The following is a 24,055-nucleotide window of genomic DNA, read 5'->3' as shown; positions in this document are numbered from 1 at the left end:
AAGAAACGCTCGCGTCCGTCTCAGAAGACGCTCAGCGGGTATTCGGCGATCAGGCGTACCTCGTCGTGATCGGGATAGCGGTAGCCGGTGTCCCCCCGATGGGTAGACTGGCGCACCCGCAGCAGCAGGTCCCTGGCTGGCCCGGACTGCACCAGGTAGGACAGCTCGACGTTGCGCTCCCAGTGGCTGAGGTCCTTGCCGCGCGGATAGATGCTCGTGCCGTTGCGGGTATAGAAGCGGTTGTCGCTGTCGGCATTGTCCATGTTGTCGCCACGGGTGTAGCGGGTCATGAAGCTCAGCCCGGGGATGCCGTAGGCCGCCAGGTCCAGGTCGTAGCGCAGCTGCCAGGAGCGCTCGTTGGCCTCGCTGAAGGTCACCACCTGCCCCAAGTTGTGCATGAACAGCGAACCGCCCTGGGTGCCGTCGAAACCGACCCAATCGAGCGGCTCGTCGCCATGGATGCGCTGGTGTCCCAGGGTCAGGGTATGGCCGCCGAGCCTGTAGCCGACGGCCAGCGACCAGGAGGTGTTATCGATCTCGCCGCCCCTGGATTCGCCGTAATCGTGGGTGTCGTAGAGGCTGAAGACGAAGCTCAGGGATTGGCGCTCGCTCAGCGGCAGCCGGTAGCGGATGCCGGCGTAATACTGCCGCCAGATGTCCTCCAGCTCGCTGCCGTACAGCGTGACGGCGAAGTCCTTGCCGAACTGGTAGGTGCCGCCCAGGTAGTCGAGGCTGCGCGCGGCCGGCAGCACCGCGTAATCGGTGGTGATCTCGCCGTGGCTGTCGCTCGAGTCCACCCCGCTGACTGCCGTGAAATGACCCGCCTGCAGGTTCAGTCCGGCGATCTCGTCGACGCTCAGGCTGAAACCGGTGGCGGTGCTCGGCAGCAGGCGCGCCTGGTTCATGGCGAACACCGGCACATTGGGCTGCTGCTGGCCGTACTTCAGCACGCTGTTGGAGATGCGCAGCTTGAGCGCCGCGCCCAGCTCCGCGGACTCGCGCTCCGGATGGCCCTCGCCGTCCCAGGGCATCAGGCTGGTGCCGGTGCGCCCGCCGCCGCCGTCCAGGCGCAGCGCGATCAGCGCATGGACATCGAGACCGAAGCCGAGCGGCCCCCGGGTGAATCCCGAGCGGAAATAGGCCATCAGCCCGTGCGCCCACTCCTCGCGGTAGCCGTTGCGCTCGTCGCGCGGCTTGCGGGCGTTGGCGCCGAGGTTGTTGCGGGCGCCGTGGCGCAGGTCGCGGTTGAAGTAGAAGTTGCGGTTCAGCAGATCCAGGTGGCTGTCTTCGAGGAAGCCCTTGGCATCCGCCTGGCCGGCCTGAAGCGTGCCGCTCAGGGACAGGCCGAGCAGTCCCGCAGCGAGAAATCGAGGTCGCATATCCGTATCGCTCTTGTTGTTGTTCTGCGATGAAGACCGGCGCAGACGTCGCGTCCGGCTTCCGGTCCATGACGGCGAACGGAGCCGCACCCGCGATGCGGGTGCGCTCCGGAGGTCAGGCGGTCTGCAACTGCGGCAGGGCGCGCCGGCTCAGCCCCTTGGCGGCGAGGGCCAGCCCGGAGAGCACGGCGGGAATCGCCAGCAGGGCGAACACCTGGCCGAGCGGCAGCCCCATGGCGATCATCTGGCCGCCGGCGAAGGCGCTGAGGATGGCGCCGAAGCGGCCGATGCCGCTCATCCAGCAGGCTCCGGTGGCGCGCGCCTCGGTGGGATAGAAACAGGTGGCCATGGCGTTCATGCCGACGCTGCCGCCGTTCAGGCAGAAGCCCACCGCACAGGCGATGGCGCCCAGCAGCAACAGGTTGTCGGTCGCCTGGCCGATGGCGCCGATGGTCAGCGCGGCCACCAGCATGGTCACGAGCAGCACCCCGTGCGGCCGGAAGCGGTCCATCGCCCAGCCGACGCAGAGCGCGCCGACCGGCCCGCCGACCTGGAACATGGAAGTGACGATGGCCGCATCGGCAACGCTGTAACCGCCCGACTTGACCAGGGTCGGCAACCAGCTGCTGAACAGGTAGACGAGGAACAGCGCGGTGAAATAGCCCACCCACAGCATCAGGGTGCCGAAGCGGTAATGGCTGGACAGCACCAGCCGCGCACCGCCCTGCTGCTGCGGGGCGCTCGGCATCGTGAAGTCGGTGCGGCTGTCGGCGACACCCGGCGCGATCCGCTCGACGATGCGCCGGATGCGCTCCCGCGGAGCCCGCCGGCTGACCAGAAAGCTCAGCGACTCCGGCATCTTCCAGATCAGCAGCGGCACCACCAGGATCGGCAGCACCCCGCCCATGATCAGCACGCTCTGCCAGCCGAGGTTGGGGATCATCCAGGCGGACAGGAAACCGCCGCCGGCCGCGCCGAAGGAGAAGCCGCAGAAGGCCACGGTGACCAGGAAGGCGCGCTTGCGCTCCGGGGCGAACTCCGCGGTCAGGGTGGCGGCATTGGGCATGGCGGCGCCGAGGCCCAGGCCGGTGAGGAAGCGGAACACCACCAGTTGGGTGACATCGCTGGAAAAGGCCGTGACCAGCGTCCAGAAGCCGAAGAACAGCACGCTGGTGACCAGCACGATCTTGCGCCCGTAGCGGTCGGCCAGCGGCCCGGCGACCAGCGCGCCGACCGCCAGGCCGACCAGCGCGGCGCTCAGCACCGGGCCGAGCGCCTGCGGGGTCACCCCCCACTCCTCGCGCAGTTGAGGCGCGATCAGCCCCATCACCGCCACGTCGAAGCCGTCCAGGGCGATGATCACGAAGCAGAAGAACACCACCAGTTTCTGGAAGCCGCCGAAGGGGCGGTCGTTGATCAGTTCACGCACATCCATTGTTCTTGTCGCGTTCACTTGAAGTCACCTCGAGCCTCGGGCTCATTTTTTTATTGTCGAAAGGCGATCGGGGATGGCAGAGCACGAACGACATTTCCTCCGGGCATGAGGGCTGCGCGCGCACTGCCGGACGTGCGCAGCCGGTGGGTTGGCGGGCAAGCTAGCCGCCGGCAAGGCAACCGGCGGCGACGTCGTTACGGCAGGCTCTGGAACTGCACCGGGCGGATGATCCGCGTCTCCTGGGCGATCACCAGGTGCGCCGAGGCCTGCAGGTACTCGCGAAACTCCGGGTCGCTGTCGCGGGCCAGGGCGCGCTTCTCGAAGTCGTCCAGGCTGTCGTAGCCCCAGAGGTGCACCACCTGGTTCAGCGGCCCGATGCAGCTGGTGTAGAAGGCCAGCGGCCTGCCCAGGTGGCGCAGCAGCACCGGCATCGCCAGGCGGTCGAAGACCTCGAGAAACTCGGCCATGCCGCGCGGCCTGATGGTGTAGATGCGGTGGTCGACGACCGGCCTGTGGTTCATCACACGGCCTCCCGGTAGCGGGTTGCGGGTTGCAGCGCCTCGGCGCGGGCCAGATGGCGGCCGGTGAGGTAGCCGAAGGTCATGATCGGGCCGAGGGTGATGCCGGCGCCCGGATAGTTGCCGCCCATGACGCTGGCGCGGTCGTTGCCCACCGCGTACAGGCCGAAGATGGGCGCGCCGCCCTCGCCCAGCACCTCGCCCTCGAGGCTGGTGCGCAGGCCGTCGAAGGTGCCGAGGTCGCCCATGACCACCTTCACCGCGTAGTACGGCCCCCTGGCGATCGGCGCCACGCACGGGTTGGGCCTGTGCTCCGAGTCGGCCAGGTAGCGGTTGAACGAGGTGGTGCCGCGGCCGAACTCGTTGTCCACCCCGCGCTCGGCGCCGAGGTTGTACTGACGCACCGTCTCCTCCAGCCCGCGCGGGTCGATGCCGGCCCGCTGCGCCAGCTCGGCGAGGGTCGCGCCCTTGAGCAGATAGCCGCTGCGCAGCAGCGGACGCAGCGGCATCGGTGACGGCTTGGCGTAGCCCAGGCCGTACTTGCCGATGGCGGTGCGGTCGCAGACCAGCCACATGGCGGTTTCGCGCTGGCCTTCGCAGGCGCGGATCAGCGCGGCACCGACGTCGTGGTAGGACTCCGACTCGTTGGTGAAACGCCGGCCGTCGCGCAGCACGCCGATGACGCCCGGCTTGTAGCGGTCGAGCAGGTGCGGGAAGACCCCGTGGCGGCCCTTGCCCAGCGGCACCCTGGAGACCGGCATCCAGGCCGCGGCCTCGGGGAAGCGCAGCTCCAGCTTGCCGCCGACGGACTCGGCCAGGTAGGCGCCGTCGCCGGTGTTGCCGGCCGGCACCGGCGAGAGGTGCTCGCCGCCGCGGCGCAGGTGCGGATAGGCCTGGTGGATGCGCGCCAGGTCATGGGAGAAGCCGCCGCTGGCCAGCACCACGCCGCGCCGCGCCTCGATCCGCTGCGTGCCTTGGGGCCCGCGGACCAGGGCGCCGATCACCCGGCCGTTCTCCACCAGCAGCTCGCTGGCGGAGGTACGGGTGTGGATCGGAATGCCCAGATCCAGCGTCGACTGGGCCAGGCGCGCGGCCAGGGCGTTGCCGCTGGTCACATTGATGCCGCGGCGGTAGAGGAGCAGCTCCTTGAGGTGGGTGGTCAGCCGTTTGGTCACGTAGACGAAGGAGGTCAGCGACCGGGTGGCGTTGAAAAAGTGTTTCAGGTCGGCGTTCGACGAGTTGAACATCATGCCGATGAAGGTGATGGTCTCCAGCGGCGGACGCAGGCGCGCCATGTCCTTGCCGAGCCGGCGGATGTCGTAGGGCGCCGCCAGCACCGAGCGGCCGATGTCGACGCCGCCGGGCAGCGTCGGGTGGTAGTCGGGATAGAGGGTCGGGACGAACTTGACCTCGGTCTCGCGCTCGAAGAACTCCAGCATCTCCGGGCCGTGCTCGAGCAGGGCGTCCACCGCCCGCTCGTCATAGAAGGCCCCGGCCTCGTTCCGCAGGTAGGTGCGCGCCGCCTCGTGGCTGTCCTGCACGCCGGAGGCCCTGGCCAGATGGTTGCCGGGAATCCACAGCACACCGCCGGAAAAGGCCGTGGTGCCGCCGAAATACTCTTCCTTCTCCACCACCAGCACATCCAGGCCGTGCTTCTTCGCGGTGATGGCGGTCGACAGGCCGCCCGCGCCGGAGCCGACGACCAGTACGTCGCAGCTGAGCGTGGGAAGCGGGGTTTGCGCAGTCATGAGCAGTCTCCTTGCCGAACAGGCAGGGGCGCGCCCGCGCCGGAGAGCGGCGCGCGCCGATGAAGGGGGGGTTCAGCCCTGGCGGGCGTTAGCGGACGACTCGAAGCCGGGGCGCGGGATCAGCGCCATCAGCATGCTTTCCAGGCCGCCGTCGACGGTCAGCTCGGCGCCGTTGACGTAGTCGGCGCGCGGGCTGGCGAGAAACAGCACGGCGTTGGCGATGTCGGTGGGCTCGCCGATCCGTCCGTTGGCGGTCATGGCGCAGCGCTGGCGCTCGATCTGCGGATCGGCATAGAAGGCGGCGGACAGGGGTGTGCGGATCAGCCCCGGGCAGACGGCGTTGCTGCGCACGCCGCGCGGCTCCCACTCGCTGGCGATCTGCCGGGAGAGCATGCTCACCCCGGCCTTGGCCGCGCTGTAGGCGCCGCTCCAGGTCTGCGGCGAGTGCGCGGCGATCGAGGCGATGTGCACGATGCGCCCGCAGCCGCGGGCCAGCATCGAACGGCCGAAGGCCTGGGAACAGAGCAGGTAGCCGTTCAGGTTGACCGACAGCACCTGGTTCCACTTCTCCAGGCTGATCTCCTCGATGCCGCCGGGCTGCAGCACGCTGGCGTTGTTGACCAGCACGTCGCAGCCGCCGAAGCGGCTTTCCACCTGGGCGGCCGCCTGGCGCACGCTCGCCGGGTCGGCGATGTCGCAGGCGATGGCCTGGACGGGTTCGGCGGCACGCGGGGACAGTTGCTCGGCAAGGTGCGCGCAGCCGGCCGCGTCGCGATCCAGCAGCACCACCCGGGCGCCCTGCCCGACCAGCGCGGCGGCGATTTCGCGGCCGATGCCGCCGGCCGCTCCGCTGACCACACAGACGGCCGAGTCGAGCCCCAGCCAGTTGACGTTGTTGTTGTTCATGACCATCTCCGGCACTCACGCAGGGCGGCGCGCCGTGGCGCCGCGTTTTATTGTTGTTGGCGCGTCGGGCCTTCCGGCCCTGCACGTGAGGCGGATGTTAGGAGGACGTGACGGCGTTCCAGAATGGACGAAATCGACAACCGCCCCGACATTTCGAACAAAAAAGCGCCTCCGGGAAGAGTCGCATTGACCGGCCCGGCCGCCTCGGGCTATTAATCAGGCCCTTAAATTCACGCCATGGCATAGCGTGCTGCAGGATGCTGGAAATAGGCCATGACCTTGTCGGGCAAGCTGCCGAGTGTGTTCATGAAAGCCATCGCCTTGTCCAGCAGGCTGGCCTTGTCATGGCTGACCGGGCCGCTGCGCAGCGCCGTCTTGAAATCCCGATTCAGGTACTCGTCGGGATTGGACTCGGGCGCATAGGGTGGTAGGAACACCAGTTCGATCCTGTCCTGCTTGTCACTGAGCCACTCGCTGACCACCTTGGCATGGTGGACGCGCAGGTTATCGACCACCAGGAAGATCTTCTGCGGTGTCCCTTCAACGAGGCGGCTCAGGAAGTCGATGAAACGCAGCGCGTTGATACTGCCTTCGACGATCTGGAAGGCCACCTCGCCACGGGGCGAAATTGCGGAGATCATCGACAGCTTGTGCCAGCGAGTGGGCGTCGCCAGCACTGGCGTCTGGCCCCTGGGGGCGTAGCCGCGTATCCAGTTCGCATCCTCCTTGACTGCGGTTTCGTCCCCCCAGTGAATCACCGCTCCTTCGGCAGCGGCGCGCGCCTTGACCTGGGGGTAGGTCTGCTTCAGCCAGCGCTCGATGTCCTCCGGCCGCTGCTCCTGCGCCCGCTTCACGGGACGCTGAGGCGTAAACCCCCAGCGCTTGAGATACTTGCCGATCAACCGGTCCTGCAGCTCGATCCCGAGGCGTTCCCTGGCCAGCGCCTTGATGGCCGGGCGCGTCCACAGGGCAAACGGCAACTGCAGCTGCTGCGGGGGTTGCTCGACGATTTGCTCGCGCAGCCACTGCTCGTCGGCCGGCGTCAGCTTGCGGCAGGCGCCCGCCGGGCGCCCCCGACGCTTTTCCTCCAGGGCTTGCGCGCCCTCGCGGTTGGCACGGGTCAGCCAAGTCTTGATGGTGGTCGGATGCACACCGGTGACCGAGGCCAACTCCTCGACTTTCATGTTGGACTGCTGGCGCAGGCGAATCACTATCTGGCGAAGCAGCTTGCGACTCTCTGCGGTCAGTTTGCGGGCGTCGATCTTTTCCATGCCTGAAGTCTAACTAGACGTCTATTTAAGGGCCACCTTAATAATCAAAGGAGGCAAGGAGCCCGGAACAACAATGAACAAGATTCCCAGCTACGCCCTCTATGGCGAGGCCGCCCAGCCGGTCTGGCACGAGTCTCTCCACGTGGAGACCATTTCCAACCGCTCCGGCGCCCACGACTGGTCGATCGAGCCGCATCGACACGACAGCCAGCTGCAGATCCTCTACCTGCAGCAGGGTGGCGGCCAGGTGCTCTGCGACAGCGTCCGCCTGGCCGCCCGCGCGCCCTGCATCATCCATATCCCGGCGCAGAGCGTGCACGGCTTCGACTGGCAGGGGCCGGTGGAGGGCAAGGTGATCACCGCCCTGCAGCAGCCGCTGGAGTCGGTCGCCGAAGTCCTCTCCCCCGGCCTGCTGCCGCTGCTGCGCAGCCGCCAGCTGATCGACCTGCCGCGCTGGACGGCCGCGGAAGACCCGCTGCTGCCGCTGTTCGCCGCCCTCGAGGAGGAATACCTGGCCCGCGGCCGCGAGCATGCGGCCTGCAGCACCGCCCTGCTGCTGGCGCTGGTCGTGCACATCGCTCGTCTGGGCGAGTCGGCCGCGGCCGAGCCGGGGCAGCCGCGCGGCCGACGCAGCCAGCAGATCCGCCAGTTCCGCGAACAGGTGGAGATCCATTTTCGCAGCCATCGTCCGGTCAGCGACTACGCCGACCTGCTCGGCATGCCCCTGGCGACTCTCGGCCGGCTCTGCCAGGAACAGCTGGGCATGAGCCCACTGGCGGCGATCAACGCCCGCCTGCTGCTCGAGGCCAAGCGCGAGCTGGCCTATTCCAGCCGCAGCATCAAGGAGATCGCCCACGACCTGGGCTTTTCCGACGAGGGCTATTTCAGCCGCTTCTTCCGCCGGCACACCCGCCTGACGCCCAGCGAATTCCGCAGCCAGGTGCGGCAGGAGCGCCTCTAGCCGGAGCCTGCCCCACCGCCGGGAACCGACTGACCGGCCACGCCCATCGGCGCGTTGCAAACAACGGGGGCGTACAACTTTCGCGGTCGGCCGACGATCGGTTTCGAAAGTTATCGATGCAATAAAAAGATCTTGAATAACGGCATGGAAGTTCAGATCAATTTTTCTTGATCATCACTCTGCGGACCATGAAGTTTCTGCAGAGATAAGCGTTCGATCTTTTACATCATTCTGTCATTACCGACTTTCGCATTCGGACGGCGCCGCAAAAAAGTATCACCCCCCGGAAAGAAGCGCGCTAGCCAGTCAAGCCATCTCCTCGTTAGTTTTAATCCGCCGACCGTCAACTGACGGCCATATTCACCTACAACTACAACAAAGGAAAACACCATGACTCATCGCGAAGAGTCGCGAGGGCTGCTGCTCGGCATGCCCTTGTCGCTCATATGGGGCTATATCGCCATTGCCTTGTTCATGACGGGAGACGGCATCGAACTGGCCTTTCTGTCGCGCTACGTCGTCGATCTCGGCTTCTCGGCCACACAGGCATCCCTTCTCTTCACCGTTTATGGATTGCTGGCAGCCCTGTCCAGCTGGAGTTCGGGAGTATTGGCCGACGTATTCGGGCCGAGACGGATCATGCGCATCGGCGTAATCGCCTGGATCGTCTTCCATGTTCTTTTCCTGCTCTTCGGCCTGGAAGAAAAGAACTACGCCTTGATGCTGTTGTTCTACGGCATTCGGGGGCTGGCCTATCCCCTGTTCATTTATGCCTTCGTCGTCTGGGTCGCCCAAGTGGCGCCACGCGCCCGTCTGGCTTCGGCCATGGGTTGGTACTGGACGATGTATTCGATCGGCATCGGTTTTCTCGGCACTTACCTGCCCAGTTTCAGCATCCCCCATATCGGCTTCATGGGCACACTATGGATGGCCGTCGCCTGGGTGGCGATAGCGGGCGCCATGGTCGTGTTCCTGGTAAAGGATCGGCAGGCGGACGATAACGGCGCCCACCGGGATCTGGCCGGGCGTTTTCGTGAGCTGGGCCGTGGCGTCACCATCCTTTTCCAGCACCGCAGCATCCTCGTCGCCGCCCTCGTGCGGATCATCTGCAACCTGACGCTGTTCGGCTTCCCCGTGGTCATGCCGCTGTTCTTCACCTCGCCCGAGGTGGGCTTCAGCATGGAGCAATGGCTGCGCGTCTGGGGCGCCCTGTTCATCGTCACCATCTTCACCAACGTGATGTGGGGCCTGATCGGCGACCGGATCGGCTGGGTGTTCCAGATGCGCTGGTTCGGTTGCGCCGGATGCGCGCTCGCCACCCTGGCCTTCTACTACGTGCCGCTCACCTACGGCGCCAGCTTCCCGGCCGCCATCCTGGCCGCGGTCTTCCTGGGCATCGGCGTGTCCGCCTTCGTGCCGATGGGCGCGATCTTTCCGGCCATGGCCCCGGAGCACAAGGGCGCGGCCATCTCGGCCCACAACCTGGCCGCCGGCCTTTCCAACTTCATGGGCCCGGCCATCGCCACCCTGACCATTTCCGCGGTGGGCGTGGAGGGCGTGGTCTGGATCTACGCCCTGCTCTACCTGGTCGGGATGGTGCTGACTTACTTCATCCACGTCGAGCAGCCCGGACTCGAACACCAGGCCAAGCCCGGCCTTCCCATTTCGCATCCATCGAACACCAGCAAAGCCATCTAAGGAGAGGCCATCCATGAAAGCTCTGGTCCTGGAAAAGCAACACGACCTGAAGATCCGCGACATCGATCTGCCCCTGACCCTGGGTCCGGACGATGTGCGCATCCGCATCCATACCGTGGGCGTGTGCGGCAGCGACGTGCATTACTACACCCATGGCCGGATCGGCCCGTTCATTGTCGATCAGCCGATGGTGCTGGGGCACGAGGCGGCCGGCACGGTCGTCGAAGTCGGCAGCAATGTGACGCACCTGACCAAGGGCGATCGCGTCTGCATGGAGCCCGGCATTCCCGATCCCACGTCCAAAGCCTCGCGCCTGGGGCTCTACAACGTCGATCCGGCGGTGGTGTTCTGGGCCACCCCGCCGGTGCATGGCTGCCTGACCCCGGAAGTCGTCCATCCGGCGGCCTTCGCCTACAAGCTGCCCGATCACGTCAGCTTTGCCGAAGGCGCGCTGGTGGAACCCTTCGCGATCGGCATGCAGGCAGCCGTCAAGGCGCGCATCAAGCCCGGCGATGTCGCCGTGGTCATCGGCGCCGGCACCATCGGCATGATGACCGCCCTGGCCGCCCTGGCCGGCGGCGCGAGCCAGGTGCTGGTGTCCGACCTGATGGAGGAAAAACTGGCCATCGCCGGGCGCTACGAAGGCATCACCGCCGTCAACGTGAAGGCGCACTCCCTGAAGGACAAGGTGGCCGAGGCCACCGGCGGCTGGGGTGCGGACGTGGTGTTCGAGGCCAGCGGCAGTGCCCGCGCCTATAGCGATGCGCTGGCGACCGTCAGCCCCGGCGGCGCGCTGGTGCTAGTGGGCATGCCGGTCGAGCCGGTGCCTTTCGACGTGGTGGCGGCCCAGGCCAAGGAGATCCGCATCGAGACCGTGTTCCGCTACGCCAATGTCTACGAGCGGGCCGTGAACCTGATCGCCAGCGGCAAGGTCGACCTGAAGCCGCTGATCTCGGCGACCTACCCCTTCGAACGGGGCGTCGAGGCCTTCGAGCGGGCCGCCAGTGCCCAGCCTGGCGATGTGAAGGTGCAAATCACCTTTGCCGACGGCTGATCGCGGCGGCTACTCTCCGAGGAGCAGCCAGAGGAAGTCGCCGGGTGATGATGATGAGCGAATTCGGTGGAAGGCCCTCGGATCTCGAGGTGATCCTCAACGAGCCGCAGCACAGCTTCCGCTGGTACGAGCACGATTATCCCTTCCCATTGGCACGCTGGAATCATCACCCCGAGTTCGAGATTCACCTGATCCGTCGAGGCACCGGCAAGCTGCTCGCCGGGGATCATATCGGCCACTTCGGCCCCGGCCACGTGGCGCTGATGGGCCCCGGGCTGCCCCACGACTGGATCAGCGATCTGGCGCCGGGGCAATGCATCCGGGGACGCGATGTGGTCCTGCAGTTCGACGGGGAAAGTCTGCTGAGGCTGCGCGAAAGCCTGCCAGAACTGGGCGATCTGCAGCCCCTGTTCGAGCGGGCCCGGCAGGGCGTCGAGTTCACGGGCGAGACGGCCCGTAGTGCCGCCCGGTTGCTCGAGGCCATCGGGCAGACGGACGGCCTCGGGCGCCTGGTGCTGTTTCTGTCGCTCCTGGACACCCTGGCCCGGGCCGGCGCCGACGAGAGCCGCGCGCTGGCCAGCCCTCATTACTCGCCCCTGCTGGACAGCCTGACGACCAGGCGAATCAATCAGGTGTTCGACTACATCCTGGCCGATCTGGCCGGCGAGATCCGCCTGTCGGTCATTGCCCAGCGCCTGCAGATGAGCGAGCCGGCCTTCTCGCGCTTCTTCAAGCGCACGACCGGGCACACCTTCGTCGACCTGATCCGCAAGCTGCGCATCCAGCGGGCCTGCCGCCTGCTGCTGCAAAGCCGGCAGTCGATCGCGGACATCTGCTTTCAGGTCGGCTACGGCAACCTGTCGAACTTCAACCGCCACTTCCGCCATGAAATGCATGAGACGCCCAGCGAATACCGCCGACGGCTCGGGCAACTTCCCGGCCTGCCGGCCGGCCGCGCGGGGTCGGTGGGAACGGCAACCGGCTGATCCGTCGCGACCGGTCCGGCTCAGGGCTCACCCTGCCGGTCGGGCATGGGCGGCGCGACGCCGCTTTCGATACCGCCCGAAGCGGTCTCCCGGGTTTCTTCCGAAGTCCGTGCGGCAGCGTCCTCGGCCTCTATCTGCTCGCACGCCTCGCACCAGTGCTTCATCTCCTGCCCTTCCGGGCAGCCTTCCGACTCCCAGATCCGATAGGCCCGCTCGCGAATGCGCGGTTCGTCGTGAGTCATGTTCATCCGTCCTCCCTTGAGGTTGCCGGGCTTGCGGACAAGCCGTCGTATCGGAGCCCGAGGCTCCGGAGCCGCCCGACCAGGCCTGGCGAGCCTGCACCAGGCGTGGCGCAACCCTTCCGGGTCAGGCGATCACATCGTCGAGCGACAGGCTGTCGATCCCGAGGAGTTCGATGGCGAAATCGGCCGAGCCATCTCCATTCACGTTGCCGTAGAGCACTCCGCCGTCGAATTTCAGCTGTCCGGCTTCGGTGAAATCCTCCTGGCTGTCGATGAAGCCGATGAAGGCGTCGTTTTCCGGCGTGCCCATGTCCGCATCCAGCGCGGAGAGGTCGATCTTGTCCTCTCCGCGGGCAAAACCGGAGATCACGTCCCAGGTTTCGCTGTCCAGGCCCGTATCGGTGAGGGCGTTGAAGACGAAAAGGTCCCGGCCGGAGGGATCGTTCAGCCGGTCCTTGCCGGCACCGCCCACCAGGACGTCGTCGCCGGTGCCGGCGTTGAACCAGTCGTTGCCGTCGCCACCCTCGAGCCAGTCGTTGCCGGTGCCGCCGTTGAGGCTGTCGTCACCGGCACCGGCATAAAGCCGGTCGTTGCCCTCGTCGCTGATCAGCCAGTCGTCCCCGTACAGCCAGTCGTCGCCATCGCCGCCGTGGAGGATGTCGTCGCCGAGACTGCCGTTGAGGACGTCGTTGCCCTTGCCGGCATCCAGCACGTTGTTGCCGTGGTTGCCGGTCAGCTCGTTGCCCAGATCGTTGCCGGTGCCGTCGATGTCCGCGCTGCCGGTCAGGACGAGCCACTCCTGGAAGTCGCCCAGGGTATGGCTGACGCTGGAGAAGACGGTCTCGAGATCGCCGTAGGTATCGGTTTCGACGATCACATCGCCGGGATCGTCGACCACATAAGTGTCGCTGCCGGTTCCCCCGCTCAGGGTGTCGGCTCCGGGGCCGCCATCGAGCCGGTCGTCCCCGGCGTTGCCGAAGAGCCGGTCGCTGCCCCTGCCGCCGTAGAGGCTGTCATTGCCGGTGTGGCCCTCCAGCGTATCCTCTCCGTCGCCGCCGTCGAGCTGGTCGTTGCCCTTGCCGCCGTAGAGGCGGTCGTTGCCGCTGCGGCCCTGCAGCCAGTCGTCGCCCTCGCCGCCATAGAGCAGATCGCTGCCCCGGCCGCCATCGAGGCGGTCGTTGCCGCTGCCGCCTCTGAGCGTGTCGTTGCCGGCGCGGCCGTCGAGGATGTCGTCGCCCTTGAGGGCATCGATGGTATCGCCGGCGCCGGTCCCCTCGAGGACGTCGTCGCCGTCGGTGCCGACGATCAGGTTATGGGTCATGTCCACTCTCCCTACTCGCTAAACCAGGAGGTGTTTTGCCGGTCATCCGCTGCCGGCACCGACAAGCGTCAAGCCTGGCAGTGCCGGCCCAGCAGTAAAAAGCGGCCGCGAAACCAAGAAGGTTGCCCTTCTGGCTCAGGCGATCACATCCGCCAGAGAAAGACTGCCGACGCCGGTAACGGCAATGGCGAAATCGGCCGAGTCATCCCCATTCACGTTGCCGTAGAGCACCCCGCCGTCGAATTTCAGCTGGCCAGCCCCGGAGAAATCCTCCTGGCTGTCGAGGAAGACGGTGAAGGCATCGTCGCCGGACGTGGCGGTATCGGCATCCAGCGCCGACAGGTCGATCTTGTCGGCACCCCGGGTGAAGGCGTTGATGACGTCCCAACTGCCGCTGTCCAGGCCCGTATCGGTGAGGGCGCTATAGACGAAGCGATCGTTGCCATCCCCGCCTTCGAGCCAGTCGACGTCATTGCCGCCATAGAGCCGGTCGTCGCCGTCGCCGCCCTCGAGCCGGTCGTTGCCGTCCTCGCCGTAGAGCCAGTCGTTGTCGTCCTCGCCGTAGAGCCGGTCGTTGTCGTAGCCGCCGTAGAGTTGGTCGTTGCCGGTACCGCCGTAGATCAGGTCGTCGCCGTTGCCGCCATCGTTGAGGAAGTCGTTGCCGGCGCCGCCGTAGAGCCGGTCGTTGCCTCTGCCGCCGTCGAACCAGTCGTGGCCGTTGCCGCCGTAGAGCCGGTCGTTGCCATCCCCGCTTTCCAGCCGGTCGTTGCCTTCGCCGCCATCGAGCCGGTCGTCGCCGTCCTCGCCGTAGAGCGAATCGTTGTCGTCCCCGCCATAGAGCCGGTCGTTGTCGTAGCCACCGTAGAGCAGGTCGTCGCCGGTATCGCCGTAGATCAGGTCGTCGCCGTTTCCACCATCGTTGAGGACGTCGTTGCCGGCGCCGCCGTAGAGCCGGTCATTGCCTCTGCCGCCGTCAAACCAGTCGTTTCCGTCCTCGCCCTGCAGCAGATCGTCACCCTCGCCGCCCTCCAGCCGGTCGTCGCCTTCGCCGCCATAGAGCCGGTCGTTGCCGTCCTCGCCATAGAGCCAGTCGTGGCCGGCCCGACCGTAGAGGCGGTCGCTGCCGTAGCTACCGTAGAGCAGGTCGTCACCCTGGCCGCCATCAAGCCGGTCGTTGCCGGAACCGCCGTCGAGCCGGTCGCTATCGTCACCGCCATAGAGCCTGTCATGGCCGTCCTCACCCCAGAGCCAGTCGTGGCCGGAGCCGCCGTAGAGGCGGTCGTTCCCGGCGCGACCATAGAGGCGGTCGTCGTCGTCACCGGCATTGATGGTGTCGTCGCCATCGGTACCGTAATAGTCAGTCATGCTTTCGCACTCCCTATTCGATCAATCCAGGAAGTTACTCGACTACTGGAAATCCCAACCCATAACGTTCCCGACAAACAATCTGCCAGCGTCTCGACAATGTCACCCAAGAGACACCAGGCATAGATCGGATATTGACGAACATCGCAAAGTTGCAACCCCAGCGGACTCGGGCGACAACTGGTCAGCAGCGAATCGGAATGACGGGCGCCACCCGGACCACTACAACCAGTCGCCAGATCCGGCATTGATGGCCTGGTTATTTACCGGCGATCGCAAACTCCACCGCCCTCGAGCGCTCCGGTAACTTGCCGCCATGCCCATTACAAAGTTGATGCAGCAAACGGATCCGTTTCAGGCCGGCGAACGGAAAGGCGGCTGCTCGACAGGCAACGTCTCGGCGCGCCCCAAGAGCCCGGCCCATGGCGTGTGGCGAGGGGCCCGGCGAGCTTCTGCGACAACCGCATGGCCTGACAAGGCGGCCACAGCGAGCCGGCCTCGCCAGTACCTGTCGAGGATCGGAATCCCCGCTTCAAGTTCGGAAGCGACTCGATGCAATGGTCTGCCGCCCGGACTCAAGCGACATGAGCGCCTCGGTTCAGATTGCTCGCTCGAAGTGTCGACAATATCAATGACAATGCATGATTAAACTGTCCACTTTAAATCAGCAATCAATTTTCACTCGGCCCCCTTCATTATAAAAAGAATCAGCAGTTATTCTTGTGAAACGGTATCCCGATATTTCGATGCATACGAAACTGCGCAGCGCTTATCCGCCCCGCATGATCCGGATTCGGGAGGATGAGACATCCGTTCTGCCCAACAAAATGATTTCCCGCCGGTACCCAGATTGTTTTTATCCATGCCCGCACCGCTCAGGCGCTGGCCGGATGCGCCCTTGCCGGTGCCAGCACCGACTGCCCGGCCAGGGCCCGGCCGGCGATGTAGCCGAAGGTCATGCCCGGCCCCAGGGTGATTCCGCCGCTCGGGTAGTGGCCGTTCATCACGCTGGCCATGTCGTTGCCCACCGCGTACAGGCCGGGAATCGGCGCACCGTCCTCCCCGAGCACCCGGGCGCCGGCGTCGGTGCGCAGTCCGGCGAAGGTGCCGAGGCTGCCGGGCACCAGCCTCACCGCATAGAACGGGGCCTGGACGAGCGCGCCAAGCGCCGGGTTCGGGCCGTGCAGCACCTCGCCCTGGGCCTTGTTGTAGGCCGAGGCGCCGCGCCCGAATTCGGGGTCGACGCCCTGCGCCGCGGCGGCGTTGAAGGCCGCCACCGTGGCCTCCAGCTGGCGGGCGTCGATGCCGCACTGGCGGGCCAGCCCGCTCAGGCTGTCGGCCTGGTGCAGATAGCCCTTGCGCACCCAGGGCCGGGTCGGGAACGGAAACGGCCGCGACCAGCCGAGGCCGTAGCGGCGCTGCGCCCGGTGATCGCCGATCAGCCAGGCCTGCGCCACCTCGCCTTCCGGCGTGGCGGCGAACAGGGCGTTCATGAAATCGTGATAGGAGTCGGCCTCGTTGACGAAGCGCCGGCCATCGCGGCGCACGGCGATGAAGCCGGGCTTGGCGCGCTCGAGCAGGTGCGGGAAGCCGCTGAAGCCGCCGTCGGCGCGCGGCACCCGCGACACCGGCGCCCAGGCCGCAGGGCTGGCCAGATCGGTGGCGACCCGCCCGCCGACGCTCTCGCCCAGGCGCAGGCCATCGCCGGTGTTGCCCTTGGGCGCCGCCGAGAGATGCTCGGTGCCGTGCGGCGCATGGGCGAACAGCTGGGCGATACGCCGCTGGTCGTGGGAGAAGCCGCCGCAGGCCAGCACCACGCCGCGGCGGGCGCGAACCTCGACCAGCGCCCCACCCCGCTCGATCCGCGCGCCGACCACCGCCTCGCCGTCGCGCAGCAGGCCGCGCGCCGGCGCCTCGGTGAACAGGCGCACCCGGCGCTCCAGAGCGCTCTTCAGCAACCGCGCCACCAGCGCGTTGCCATTGACCAGATGCAGGCCGCGGCCATGCGCAAGCAGGTCGCGGAAATGCCGCAGCAGGCGCTTGCCGGCATACAGCGCCGAGCGCGGCGAGCGGCGGGCGTTGAAGAAGTGCGCCAGGTCGGCGCCGCCGGCGATGCCCATGCCGGCCAGGCTGATCAGGTCCAGCGGCGGGCGCAGCCTGTCGAGCCAGGGGCCGAGCTGGCGGCCGTCGAACGGCTGGGCGCAGAGCGAGCGGCCGCCGCGGACGGAACCGGGCGAGTCGTGGAAGTCCGGCATCCGGCTGCCGGAGAAGAACTGCACGGCGGTACGCTGCTGGAAGAACTCGACCATCCGCGGCCCCTGATCCAGAAAGGCCTCCATCCGCTCGTCCAGGCAGTCTGTGTGCAATTCGCTGCGCAGGTAGGTCTTCGGCTGCTCGGTGTCCTCGACCATGCCCTCGGCAATGGCCAGGGGATTACGCGGAATCCACAGCCAGCCGCCCGACCAGGCGCTGGTGCCGCCGAGAAACGGCTCCTTCTCCGCCACCACCACCTCGAGGCCGTGTTCGGCAGCGGTCACCGCCGCGGCGAGGCCGGCGGCGCCCGAACCCAGGACCAGCACGTCGCAGTACTCGGGCAAGGGCTGGCTGTCGACACTGTGCATGGCGATCTCCTTCTTGTTGTCGTGATCGGGGGGCAAGCCGATCCCCTGCCCGCATGCGGCGGACATCGGCATCTTCGCCGGGTGTTCGGCCCCGCTGGCGGGGCCGGGTCGTCACTGCAACGGCGAGAAGTCGGTCGGGCGCATCAGCCGCGACTCGAGGTTCATCACCGCGTCCAGCTCCTTGTTCTTGCGGCTGAACTCCAGCCAGCGCGGGTCGGCGGCCATCCTGCCGCGGCGCGCCTGACGGTCGTCCAGGCTCTCGTAGGCCCAGATGTGCACCACCTGGTTGGCGCCGCCGAACTCGGTGACGAAGAAGCCGACCAGCTTGCCGAGGACCTCCGTCTGCAGCGGCAACGCATCGCTCTTGTAGAGGGCCAGCCAGTCGGCCAGCTTGGTCGGTTTAATGGTGTAGGTGCGCAGTTCGTAGTACATGGGCTTCTCCAGGTTGGGTTGCGTGCGAAGTGTTGCCGCTCAGGCGCTCGGCGATATCGCAGGCGGCGATGTAGCCGAAGGTCAGGCCCGGGCCCAGGGTGATGCCGGGGCCCGGATAGGTGCCGTCCATGATCGAATTCATCTCGTTGCCGGCGGCGTAGAGCCCGGCGATCGGCTGGCCGGCGCGATCCAGCACATTGGCCCGGGCGTCGGTCAGCAGGCCGCGCCCCGAACCGAGGTCGCCGGTGTCGACGCGGATCGCGTAGTACGGCGCCCTGTCCAACGGCGCGATGCAGGGATTGGGCTGGTGCAGCGGGTCGCCCATGTAGCGGTTGTAGGCGTTGCCGCCCTTGCCGAATTCCCGGTCGAGGTTGTGCCGGGCGTCGGCGTTGTAGCGCTCCAGGGTCCGCTGCAGGCCGGCGGCGTCCACGCCGATGCTGCGCGCCAGCCCGGCGATGCCGTCCGCGCGGTGCAGGTAGCCGGCCTCGACCAGCGCCGCGTTGTCGACCGGTTTGGGCCGGGCCAGGCCCATGCCGTACCGGTTCATCGCCTCGGCATCGCAGATCAGCCAGCAGGGCGCGTTGGCGCCGCCGTCGGCGAACATGGCCTCGACGAAGCGGTGATAGGAGTCGGACTCGTTGACGAAGCGCCGCCCGGCGCGGTTGACGGCGATCACCCCCGGCTTGGCCCGGTCGGTGACCAGATGCGGGAAGCGCTCCAGGCTGCCGTCCGGCTTGCGCAGCACCGACACCGGTGCCCAGAAGAAGCTGGCCGCCAGATCCTCGCCGGTGGCGGCATTCACCGCGGCGGCCAGGCTCAGGCCATCGCCGACGTTGGTCTCCGGCGACATGCTCCAGTGCTCGGCATCGGTCTCCGGCCGGTAGGCGGCGGCCTGCGGACCGGCGGCGAAGCCGCCGCAGGCCAGCACCACCCCGCCGCGGGCCAGCACGCGCCGGCGTTGCCCGGCGTAGTCGATCAGCACGCCCTCGACCCTGCCGTCCTCGACGATCAGGGATTCCGTGCGCGCATTCAGCCAGAGCGCCACCCCCTTGGCAAAGGCGGTGCTGGCCAGGCGCGCGATCAAGGCATTGCCGACCGTGAGGCGCGTGCCGCGCGGCTGGCTCAGGCGGCCGACGCCGTAGCGCGCCAGCAGCTTGAGGCAGTGCCAGAACGATTTGGGCGAACGCTTGATGCCGAGGAAATGCTGGATGTCGACGCGGTTGACCATCATCCCGCCGAACAGCAGCATGCCGTCCGGCGGCCTGCGCAGGTCCTGGAAGCGCGCGCCGAGGCGGCGCCCGTCGTACTCGGCGATTTCCAGCGCACGGCCGGTTTCGGTGCCGCCGGGCAGGTCCGGGTAGTAGTCCGGGGAGAGCGCCCGCAGGCTGTACTTCAGCTCGCTGTGGCGCTCGAGAAAGCCCAGCGCCTCGCGGCCGCGCGCGAGGAAGGCGTCGACCAGCTCGGGCCTGTAGCCCTTGCCGATGACCGCCTTCAGATAGGTGCGCGTCTGCTCGGCCGGGACATGGATGCCGGCCGCCCGCGCCTGGTCGCTGTCGTGGATCCACACGGCACCGCCGGAGATCGCCGAGGTGCCGCCGAAGGTGGCGGCCTTCTCCACCAGCAGAACCCTGAGGCCCTGGCAGGCGGCGCTGACCGCCGCGGCGAAACCCGCGGCGCCGCTGCCGAGCACTATGACGTCGTAGGTCTGCGCGCAGGTGTCCGTCGGGCCTGTACTGGACAGGTGCATAGCTGTGTTCATCGTCAGATATCCAGGGGCGTGACGCCCATGAAATGGCCGAGGTTGCCGAGCTGGGCGCGGGCCATTTCCGGGCCGGTCTGCACTGCGCAGCCCATGCGCCGGGCAAGCGCGAGCAGCGGGGTGATCTCCGGCGAGGTCACCACATCGGCGACCAGGCATTGCTTCGGCAGGCTTTCCAGCAGGCTTTCCGGCAGCGGCAGCTCGCCGCTGTCGCCCATGCCCACCGGGGAGGCGTTGACCACCAGGTCGAAGTCGGTGAGCGAAGCGTAGCCGCCGCCGATGGCGATGTCCGGGAAGGCCTGGCGCAGCAGCGCGCAGAGGCTCTCGACGCGCTCGGCGCTGAGGTCGGCGATGGCCAGTCGGCTCACCCCGCCCTGGCACAGGGAATAGGCGATGGCACTGCCGACCCCGCCGGAGCCGACCACCAAGGCGCGCTTGCCGCGGGGCTCGAAGCGGTGCCGACGCGCCGCGTCGAGAAAGCCCTCGCCGTCGACGATGTCGCCGACCAGGCGGCCGTCCGCCTCGCGGCGGATCACGTTGACCGAGCGCAGCGCCGCCGAGCGCTCGCTGACGGCGTCCAGGCGGGTGGCGAGCAGTTGCTTGTAGGGCACGGTGACCACGCAGCCGCGCAGGTTCTTCCAGCCGCGCAGGGTGGCAAGGAAGGCGTCCAGGGATTGCTCCTGCAGGTCGATGGGCAGCATCGCCAGGTCCTGTCCGTGCCCGGCGAACCAGGCGTTGAAGTTTTCCGGGGATTTGACCTGGGCGATCGGCGAACCGACGATGCCGACCAGGGCGGTGGAACCACGAATCATGCGGGCCTCCAGTTCTTGGATTTGTTGTGGGAGCCATCCTGTGCCATCCGCAATTTCCGGAACAAGGTTCCTGTTCGCCGTTTTATTTGTTAATCGCGCTTACACTGCGATAATCGCACCGAATCGGCAAAATACCTTCCGCCTCCATGAAACAGCCCGTCATCCACTCCCGCGACCTGATCGTCGGCCTGCAGAAGGGCCTGGCCCTGATGCAGCTGTTCTCCGAGCGCCATCCGCGCCTCAGCGTGCCGCAGGCGGCCAGCCTTTCCGGACTGACGCCGAGCGCGGTGCGGCGCTTTCTGCTGACCCTGGTCCACGACGGCTTCGCCGAGACCGACGGGCGCCACTATTGGCTGACCGCCAAGGCCCTGCGCATCGGCCAGGCCTACGTGGATTCGGCGCAGCTGCCGCGCATGCTGCGGCCGATCGTCGAGCAGGTGGCGCGCAATACCCAGGAGCATGTCTCGGTGGGGGTGCGCGACGGCGACGACATCGTGCACATCGTGCGCAGCCGCTACAGCCACGTCGCCTCGCTGTCGATCCGCCCCGGCTCGCGGGTGCCGATGTACTGCACGGCGAGCGGCCGGCTGTGGCTGGCCGCGCTGGACGCCACGGCGCTGGACGCCTACTTCGCGCGGGTCGAGCTGCGCGCCCTGACGCCCTACACCCGGACCTCGGCGGAGGCGATCAGGGCCGAGATCGCCCGGATCGGCGAACTCGGTCATGCACTGGTGGACCAGGAATACGAAGTGGGCATGCGCGTGCTGGGCGTGCCGCTGCGCGACCGCGAGGGGCAGCTGAAGGCCAGCCTGACGCTGACCACCCATGCCTCGCGGATGAGCCCGGAGGAGATGCGCGAGCGTTACCTGCCCGCCCTGTACGAAGCCCAGGCCCTGCTCAAGCCGATTCTCTGAGGCCCCTCTGCGGCCGACAGGCCGTCAGCCAATCGCGCACGCCTTTGAACTTCTCGCGGAATCGCTCTCTCTCAGCAAGCAGGCCGTAACCGCCCAAGCGCTCAAGCCGAGGGAACGCCATGAATCCGATCTCCAGCGGGACAGTCGTCGTCATCACCGGAGCGTCGAGCGGCATCGGCCGCGCCTCCGCCTATGCCTTTGCCGAGCGCGGCGCCAGGCTCCTGCTCGCCGCCCGGCGCACGGAGATGCTCGAGGAGGTAGCGCGCAAGTGCCGGGAGCTGGGCGGCAGCGCCTTCGCCCTGGGCACCGACGTGACGTGCGAGGAGGACGTCGAAAAGCTGGCACGCCAGGCCATCGTCCGCTTCGGCCGGATCGACGTGTGGTTCAACAACGCCGGCGTGGGCGTGTTCGGCCGGCTGGAGGACATCCCCTCCGAAATCTGGCGCCGGGTGATCGAGACCAACGTCTTCGGCTACATGTACGGCGCCAGGGCGGCGATACGCCAGTTCCGCGCCCAGGGCCACGGCATCCTGATCAACAACGCCTCCATCGCCGGGGTCCTCGCCCAGCCGGACTCCACCGCCTACGCCACCAGCAAGTTCGCCGTGCGCGGCTTTTCCGAGGCACTGCGCCAGGAAGTGTGGGACCAGCGGGGCATCCACGTCTGTACCGTCCTGCCCGCGGTCATCGATACGCCCTTCTTCGAGCATGCGGCCAACTTCAGCCATCACCGGGTGCGCGCCGCGCCGCCGGTCTACACGCCGGAGAAGGTCGCCCGCACGGTCGTGGACCTGGTCCGGCAGCCGCGTGCCGAGGTCGTCGTCGGCGGGGCCGGACGCGCGGCCGCCCTGCTGCAACGCCTCGCGCCCCAACTGATGACGCGGCTCGGCGCCCAGCTCTCCCCGCGTGGCTTTCTCGCCGGCGAACCGGGCAAGGAGAGCAGCGGCACCCTGTTCGAACCGATGTACGACGGGCATACCGTGCGTGGCGGCTGGCGCAAGGGGCCGAACAACGGCGGCGTGCCCTCGCTGCTGGCCCTGGCCCTGATCGGCCTGCCGCTCGGCATCCTGCTCTGGCGCCGCAGGGCCGGCCACGGAAGCTAGACACGCCCGATACCGACCCTCCATTCCGTCACCCCGGCCTGAGCCGGGGGATCGCCCCAAGGAGCTCACCATGACCGATCGGATCACGCTCATCCTGGCCGGAGGCAACGCACTCGGCGCCTACGAGGCCGGCGCCTACGAGACGCTGCATCAACGCGGCCTGTATCCGGGGCAATTCGTCGCCGTTTCCACCGGCGCGATCAATGCCGCGCTCATCGCCGGCAATCCGCCGGAAAAGCGCGTGGACAGCCTGCGTCGCTTCTGGGCGATGGTTTCGCAGGACATGGCCGCCTGGGTCCTGGGGCCGGCCTACTGGTCGACGGCGCTGGACAGCGGCCGGGCGCGCATCATGCAATGCGCCCTCCTCGGCAGCGCGGGCATCTACCATCCACGCTTTCCGGGCGCCCTGTCGATGCTGCCGGGCATGCCCACCGACAAAAGCCTCTACGACCTCAGCCCCTTGCGCGAGCAGCTGAAAAAGGCCGTCGACTTCGGCCGGCTGAACAGCGGCGAGACCCGGATGATCGTCGTCACCGTGGACGCCCACAGCGGCGAGGAGGTGCGCTTCGACACCACCGAGGGGCCGATCGAGGTCGACCACCTGCTGGCGAGCTGCGGCTTCCTGCCCTTCTTTCCGCCCGTCGAGATCGCTGGCCGCCTGCTGGTCGACGGCGCCATGTCCTCGAACCTGCCCCTGGAGGCCACGCTGGAGGAGCATGTCGCGGAGGACCGGTTGTGCATCGCGCTGGATCTGCTGCGCCGGCAGAACGATGGGGTGCACACCGTCGGACAGGCGGTCGACCGGCAGCTCGAACTGTTGCTCTCGTCCCAGACGTGGAAGGCGCTGAAGAACCTGAGACAGGTCCATGAGCTGCGCCGCCAGCTGCGCCTGCTCGGCGACAGGCTTCCGGCGGAAGTGCGCACGGACCCCGCCCTGGCGCCGGCCCTGGCGGAGGGAGAAAAGCTTGGCGGTGGCACCACACTGCTGCTGCTCAGCCACACCAGCGTGCCCCACGATACCGAACTTCGGGCGTTCGACTTCTCCCGGCCGGTGCTGACCGAGCGCTGGGAAAGCGGCCGTGCGGACATGGCGCGGGCCCTGCAGGAGCTGGGCAGCCGGCGTGCCGCCCCGGGAGAGTTCGTCGTGCGGACCTTCAGCGGCGGCGAGTCCAGGGAACTCCAGGGCGCGGATATCTCCTGAGCGCGGACGGCGACCCCGTCCGCCCGAGGCGCGGACGGGAACGGGCCTGCGGATCACTTCCTCGTAATTGGACTCGTAGCGCCCGAACGCCGTCTCGATGAAGGCTTTGGCCTCGCGCAGATCCGCATGGCTCCTACCTCGTAGCGTGGCGGCCCCGCCTGCTCCAGGGGAAACACCCAGGCCACGGGGATCTCCAGACGGCTGCCGGCCGCTATGGTAGCGGTCGCAGGTCATCGCTTTCATGGGACCTCCTCTGGCCAGGAAGCCTTTCCGGGAACCTGAAACCATGGCCCTGCACAGCCGGTGCGCCGCGATGCCGGGGGAGACAG

20 protein-coding genes are annotated in these 24,055 nt (G+C 67.5%); 7 read left to right on the top strand and 13 right to left on the bottom strand.

Annotated elements, in window-relative coordinates; all coding sequences use genetic code 11:
- Window positions 1-20: 20 nt before the first annotated feature.
- From GCU53_RS21445 to GCU53_RS21420, 6 genes are all read right to left on the bottom strand, one after another.
- Window positions 21-1,379 (bottom strand): OprD family porin, encoded by a 1,359-nt coding sequence (locus tag GCU53_RS21445; protein ID WP_152389381.1) that lies wholly within the window; start codon window positions 1,377-1,379, stop codon window positions 21-23.
- Between the two features lie 115 nt (window positions 1,380-1,494).
- On the bottom strand, window positions 1,495-2,814 hold the full coding sequence (locus GCU53_RS21440) for an MFS transporter (RefSeq protein ID WP_244306903.1): 1,320 nt from the start codon (window positions 2,812-2,814) through the stop codon (window positions 1,495-1,497).
- A gap of 194 nt (window positions 2,815-3,008) precedes the next feature.
- Entirely contained in the window at window positions 3,009-3,335 is a 327-nt protein-coding gene (locus GCU53_RS21435; RefSeq protein ID WP_152389379.1) for an NIPSNAP family protein, read from the bottom strand.
- The gene (locus GCU53_RS21430) at window positions 3,335-5,080 is read right to left on the bottom strand and encodes an FAD-dependent oxidoreductase (RefSeq protein ID WP_152389378.1); all 1,746 of its coding nucleotides are present in this window, start codon (window positions 5,078-5,080) and stop codon (window positions 3,335-3,337) included. Before GCU53_RS21430 ends, GCU53_RS21435 begins: the two co-directional genes overlap by 1 nt.
- A 72-nt stretch (window positions 5,081-5,152) precedes the next feature.
- Window positions 5,153-5,986, bottom strand: a complete 834-nt coding sequence (locus GCU53_RS21425; protein WP_208845372.1) for an SDR family NAD(P)-dependent oxidoreductase — start codon at window positions 5,984-5,986, stop codon at window positions 5,153-5,155.
- Between the two features lie 230 nt (window positions 5,987-6,216).
- On the bottom strand, window positions 6,217-7,257 hold the full coding sequence (locus GCU53_RS21420; protein WP_152385914.1) for an IS630 family transposase: 1,041 nt from the start codon (window positions 7,255-7,257) through the stop codon (window positions 6,217-6,219).
- Window positions 7,258-7,330: 73 nt separating this feature from the next.
- On the opposite strand from GCU53_RS21420, the gene GCU53_RS21415 reads away from it, so the two are divergent.
- The 4 genes from GCU53_RS21415 (at window position 7,331) to GCU53_RS21400 (ending at window position 11,956) form a co-directional block, all read left to right on the top strand.
- The gene (locus GCU53_RS21415; RefSeq protein WP_152389376.1) at window positions 7,331-8,218 is read left to right on the top strand and encodes a helix-turn-helix domain-containing protein; all 888 of its coding nucleotides are present in this window, start codon (window positions 7,331-7,333) and stop codon (window positions 8,216-8,218) included.
- A 390-nt stretch (window positions 8,219-8,608) separates the two neighbouring features.
- The gene (locus tag GCU53_RS21410) at window positions 8,609-9,916 is read left to right on the top strand and encodes an MFS transporter (protein ID WP_152389375.1); all 1,308 of its coding nucleotides are present in this window, start codon (window positions 8,609-8,611) and stop codon (window positions 9,914-9,916) included.
- A gap of 13 nt (window positions 9,917-9,929) precedes the next feature.
- Entirely contained in the window at window positions 9,930-10,970 is a 1,041-nt protein-coding gene (locus tag GCU53_RS21405) for an NAD(P)-dependent alcohol dehydrogenase (protein ID WP_152389374.1), read from the top strand.
- Window positions 10,971-11,023: 53 nt separating this feature from the next.
- Window positions 11,024-11,956, top strand: coding sequence for a helix-turn-helix domain-containing protein (locus GCU53_RS21400; RefSeq protein ID WP_425278156.1), 933 nt, complete (start codon window positions 11,024-11,026; stop codon window positions 11,954-11,956).
- A gap of 20 nt (window positions 11,957-11,976) precedes the next feature.
- On the opposite strand, the gene GCU53_RS21395 is transcribed toward GCU53_RS21400, so the two are convergent.
- From GCU53_RS21395 to GCU53_RS21365, 7 genes are all read right to left on the bottom strand, one after another.
- A complete protein-coding gene (locus GCU53_RS21395; RefSeq protein WP_208845370.1) occupies window positions 11,977-12,198 on the bottom strand; it encodes a DUF2934 domain-containing protein in 222 nt (73 codons plus the stop codon).
- 124 nt (window positions 12,199-12,322) lie between these two features.
- Complete coding sequence (locus tag GCU53_RS21390; RefSeq protein WP_152389371.1) at window positions 12,323-13,519, bottom strand: calcium-binding protein; 1,197 nt, start codon at window positions 13,517-13,519, stop codon at window positions 12,323-12,325.
- A gap of 135 nt (window positions 13,520-13,654) precedes the next feature.
- A complete protein-coding gene (locus GCU53_RS21385) occupies window positions 13,655-14,884 on the bottom strand; it encodes a calcium-binding protein (RefSeq protein WP_152389370.1) in 1,230 nt (409 codons plus the stop codon).
- Between the two features lie 875 nt (window positions 14,885-15,759).
- Complete coding sequence (locus tag GCU53_RS21380; protein ID WP_152389369.1) at window positions 15,760-17,505, bottom strand: FAD-dependent oxidoreductase; 1,746 nt, start codon at window positions 17,503-17,505, stop codon at window positions 15,760-15,762.
- 111 nt (window positions 17,506-17,616) lie between these two features.
- Window positions 17,617-17,937 carry an NIPSNAP family protein gene (locus GCU53_RS21375; RefSeq protein WP_208845368.1) on the bottom strand — a complete coding sequence of 107 codons (321 nt, stop codon included), beginning with the start codon at window positions 17,935-17,937 and terminating at the stop codon, window positions 17,617-17,619.
- Window positions 17,906-19,696 carry an FAD-dependent oxidoreductase gene (locus GCU53_RS21370; RefSeq protein ID WP_208845366.1) on the bottom strand — a complete coding sequence of 597 codons (1,791 nt, stop codon included), beginning with the start codon at window positions 19,694-19,696 and terminating at the stop codon, window positions 17,906-17,908. The genes GCU53_RS21375 and GCU53_RS21370 overlap by 32 nt, the downstream gene beginning before the upstream one ends.
- Window positions 19,697-19,698: 2 nt before the next feature.
- Window positions 19,699-20,508, bottom strand: coding sequence for a shikimate dehydrogenase family protein (locus GCU53_RS21365; RefSeq protein ID WP_208845364.1), 810 nt, complete (start codon window positions 20,506-20,508; stop codon window positions 19,699-19,701).
- 146 nt (window positions 20,509-20,654) lie between these two features.
- On the opposite strand from GCU53_RS21365, the gene GCU53_RS21360 reads away from it, so the two are divergent.
- From GCU53_RS21360 to GCU53_RS21350, 3 genes are all read left to right on the top strand, one after another.
- Complete coding sequence (locus GCU53_RS21360) at window positions 20,655-21,422, top strand: IclR family transcriptional regulator domain-containing protein (protein WP_152389367.1); 768 nt, start codon at window positions 20,655-20,657, stop codon at window positions 21,420-21,422.
- A gap of 119 nt (window positions 21,423-21,541) precedes the next feature.
- The gene (locus GCU53_RS21355) at window positions 21,542-22,525 is read left to right on the top strand and encodes an SDR family oxidoreductase (protein WP_152389366.1); all 984 of its coding nucleotides are present in this window, start codon (window positions 21,542-21,544) and stop codon (window positions 22,523-22,525) included.
- Between the two features lie 70 nt (window positions 22,526-22,595).
- Entirely contained in the window at window positions 22,596-23,726 is a 1,131-nt protein-coding gene (locus GCU53_RS21350) for a patatin-like phospholipase family protein (RefSeq protein WP_152389365.1), read from the top strand.
- The last annotated feature ends 329 nt before the right edge of the window (window positions 23,727-24,055 follow it).

Source organism: Azotobacter salinestris (genome assembly GCF_009363155.1).
Taxonomy (GTDB): Bacteria; Pseudomonadota; Gammaproteobacteria; order Pseudomonadales; family Pseudomonadaceae; genus Azotobacter; species Azotobacter salinestris.
This window is presented reverse-complemented; position numbering and strand designations above follow the sequence as displayed.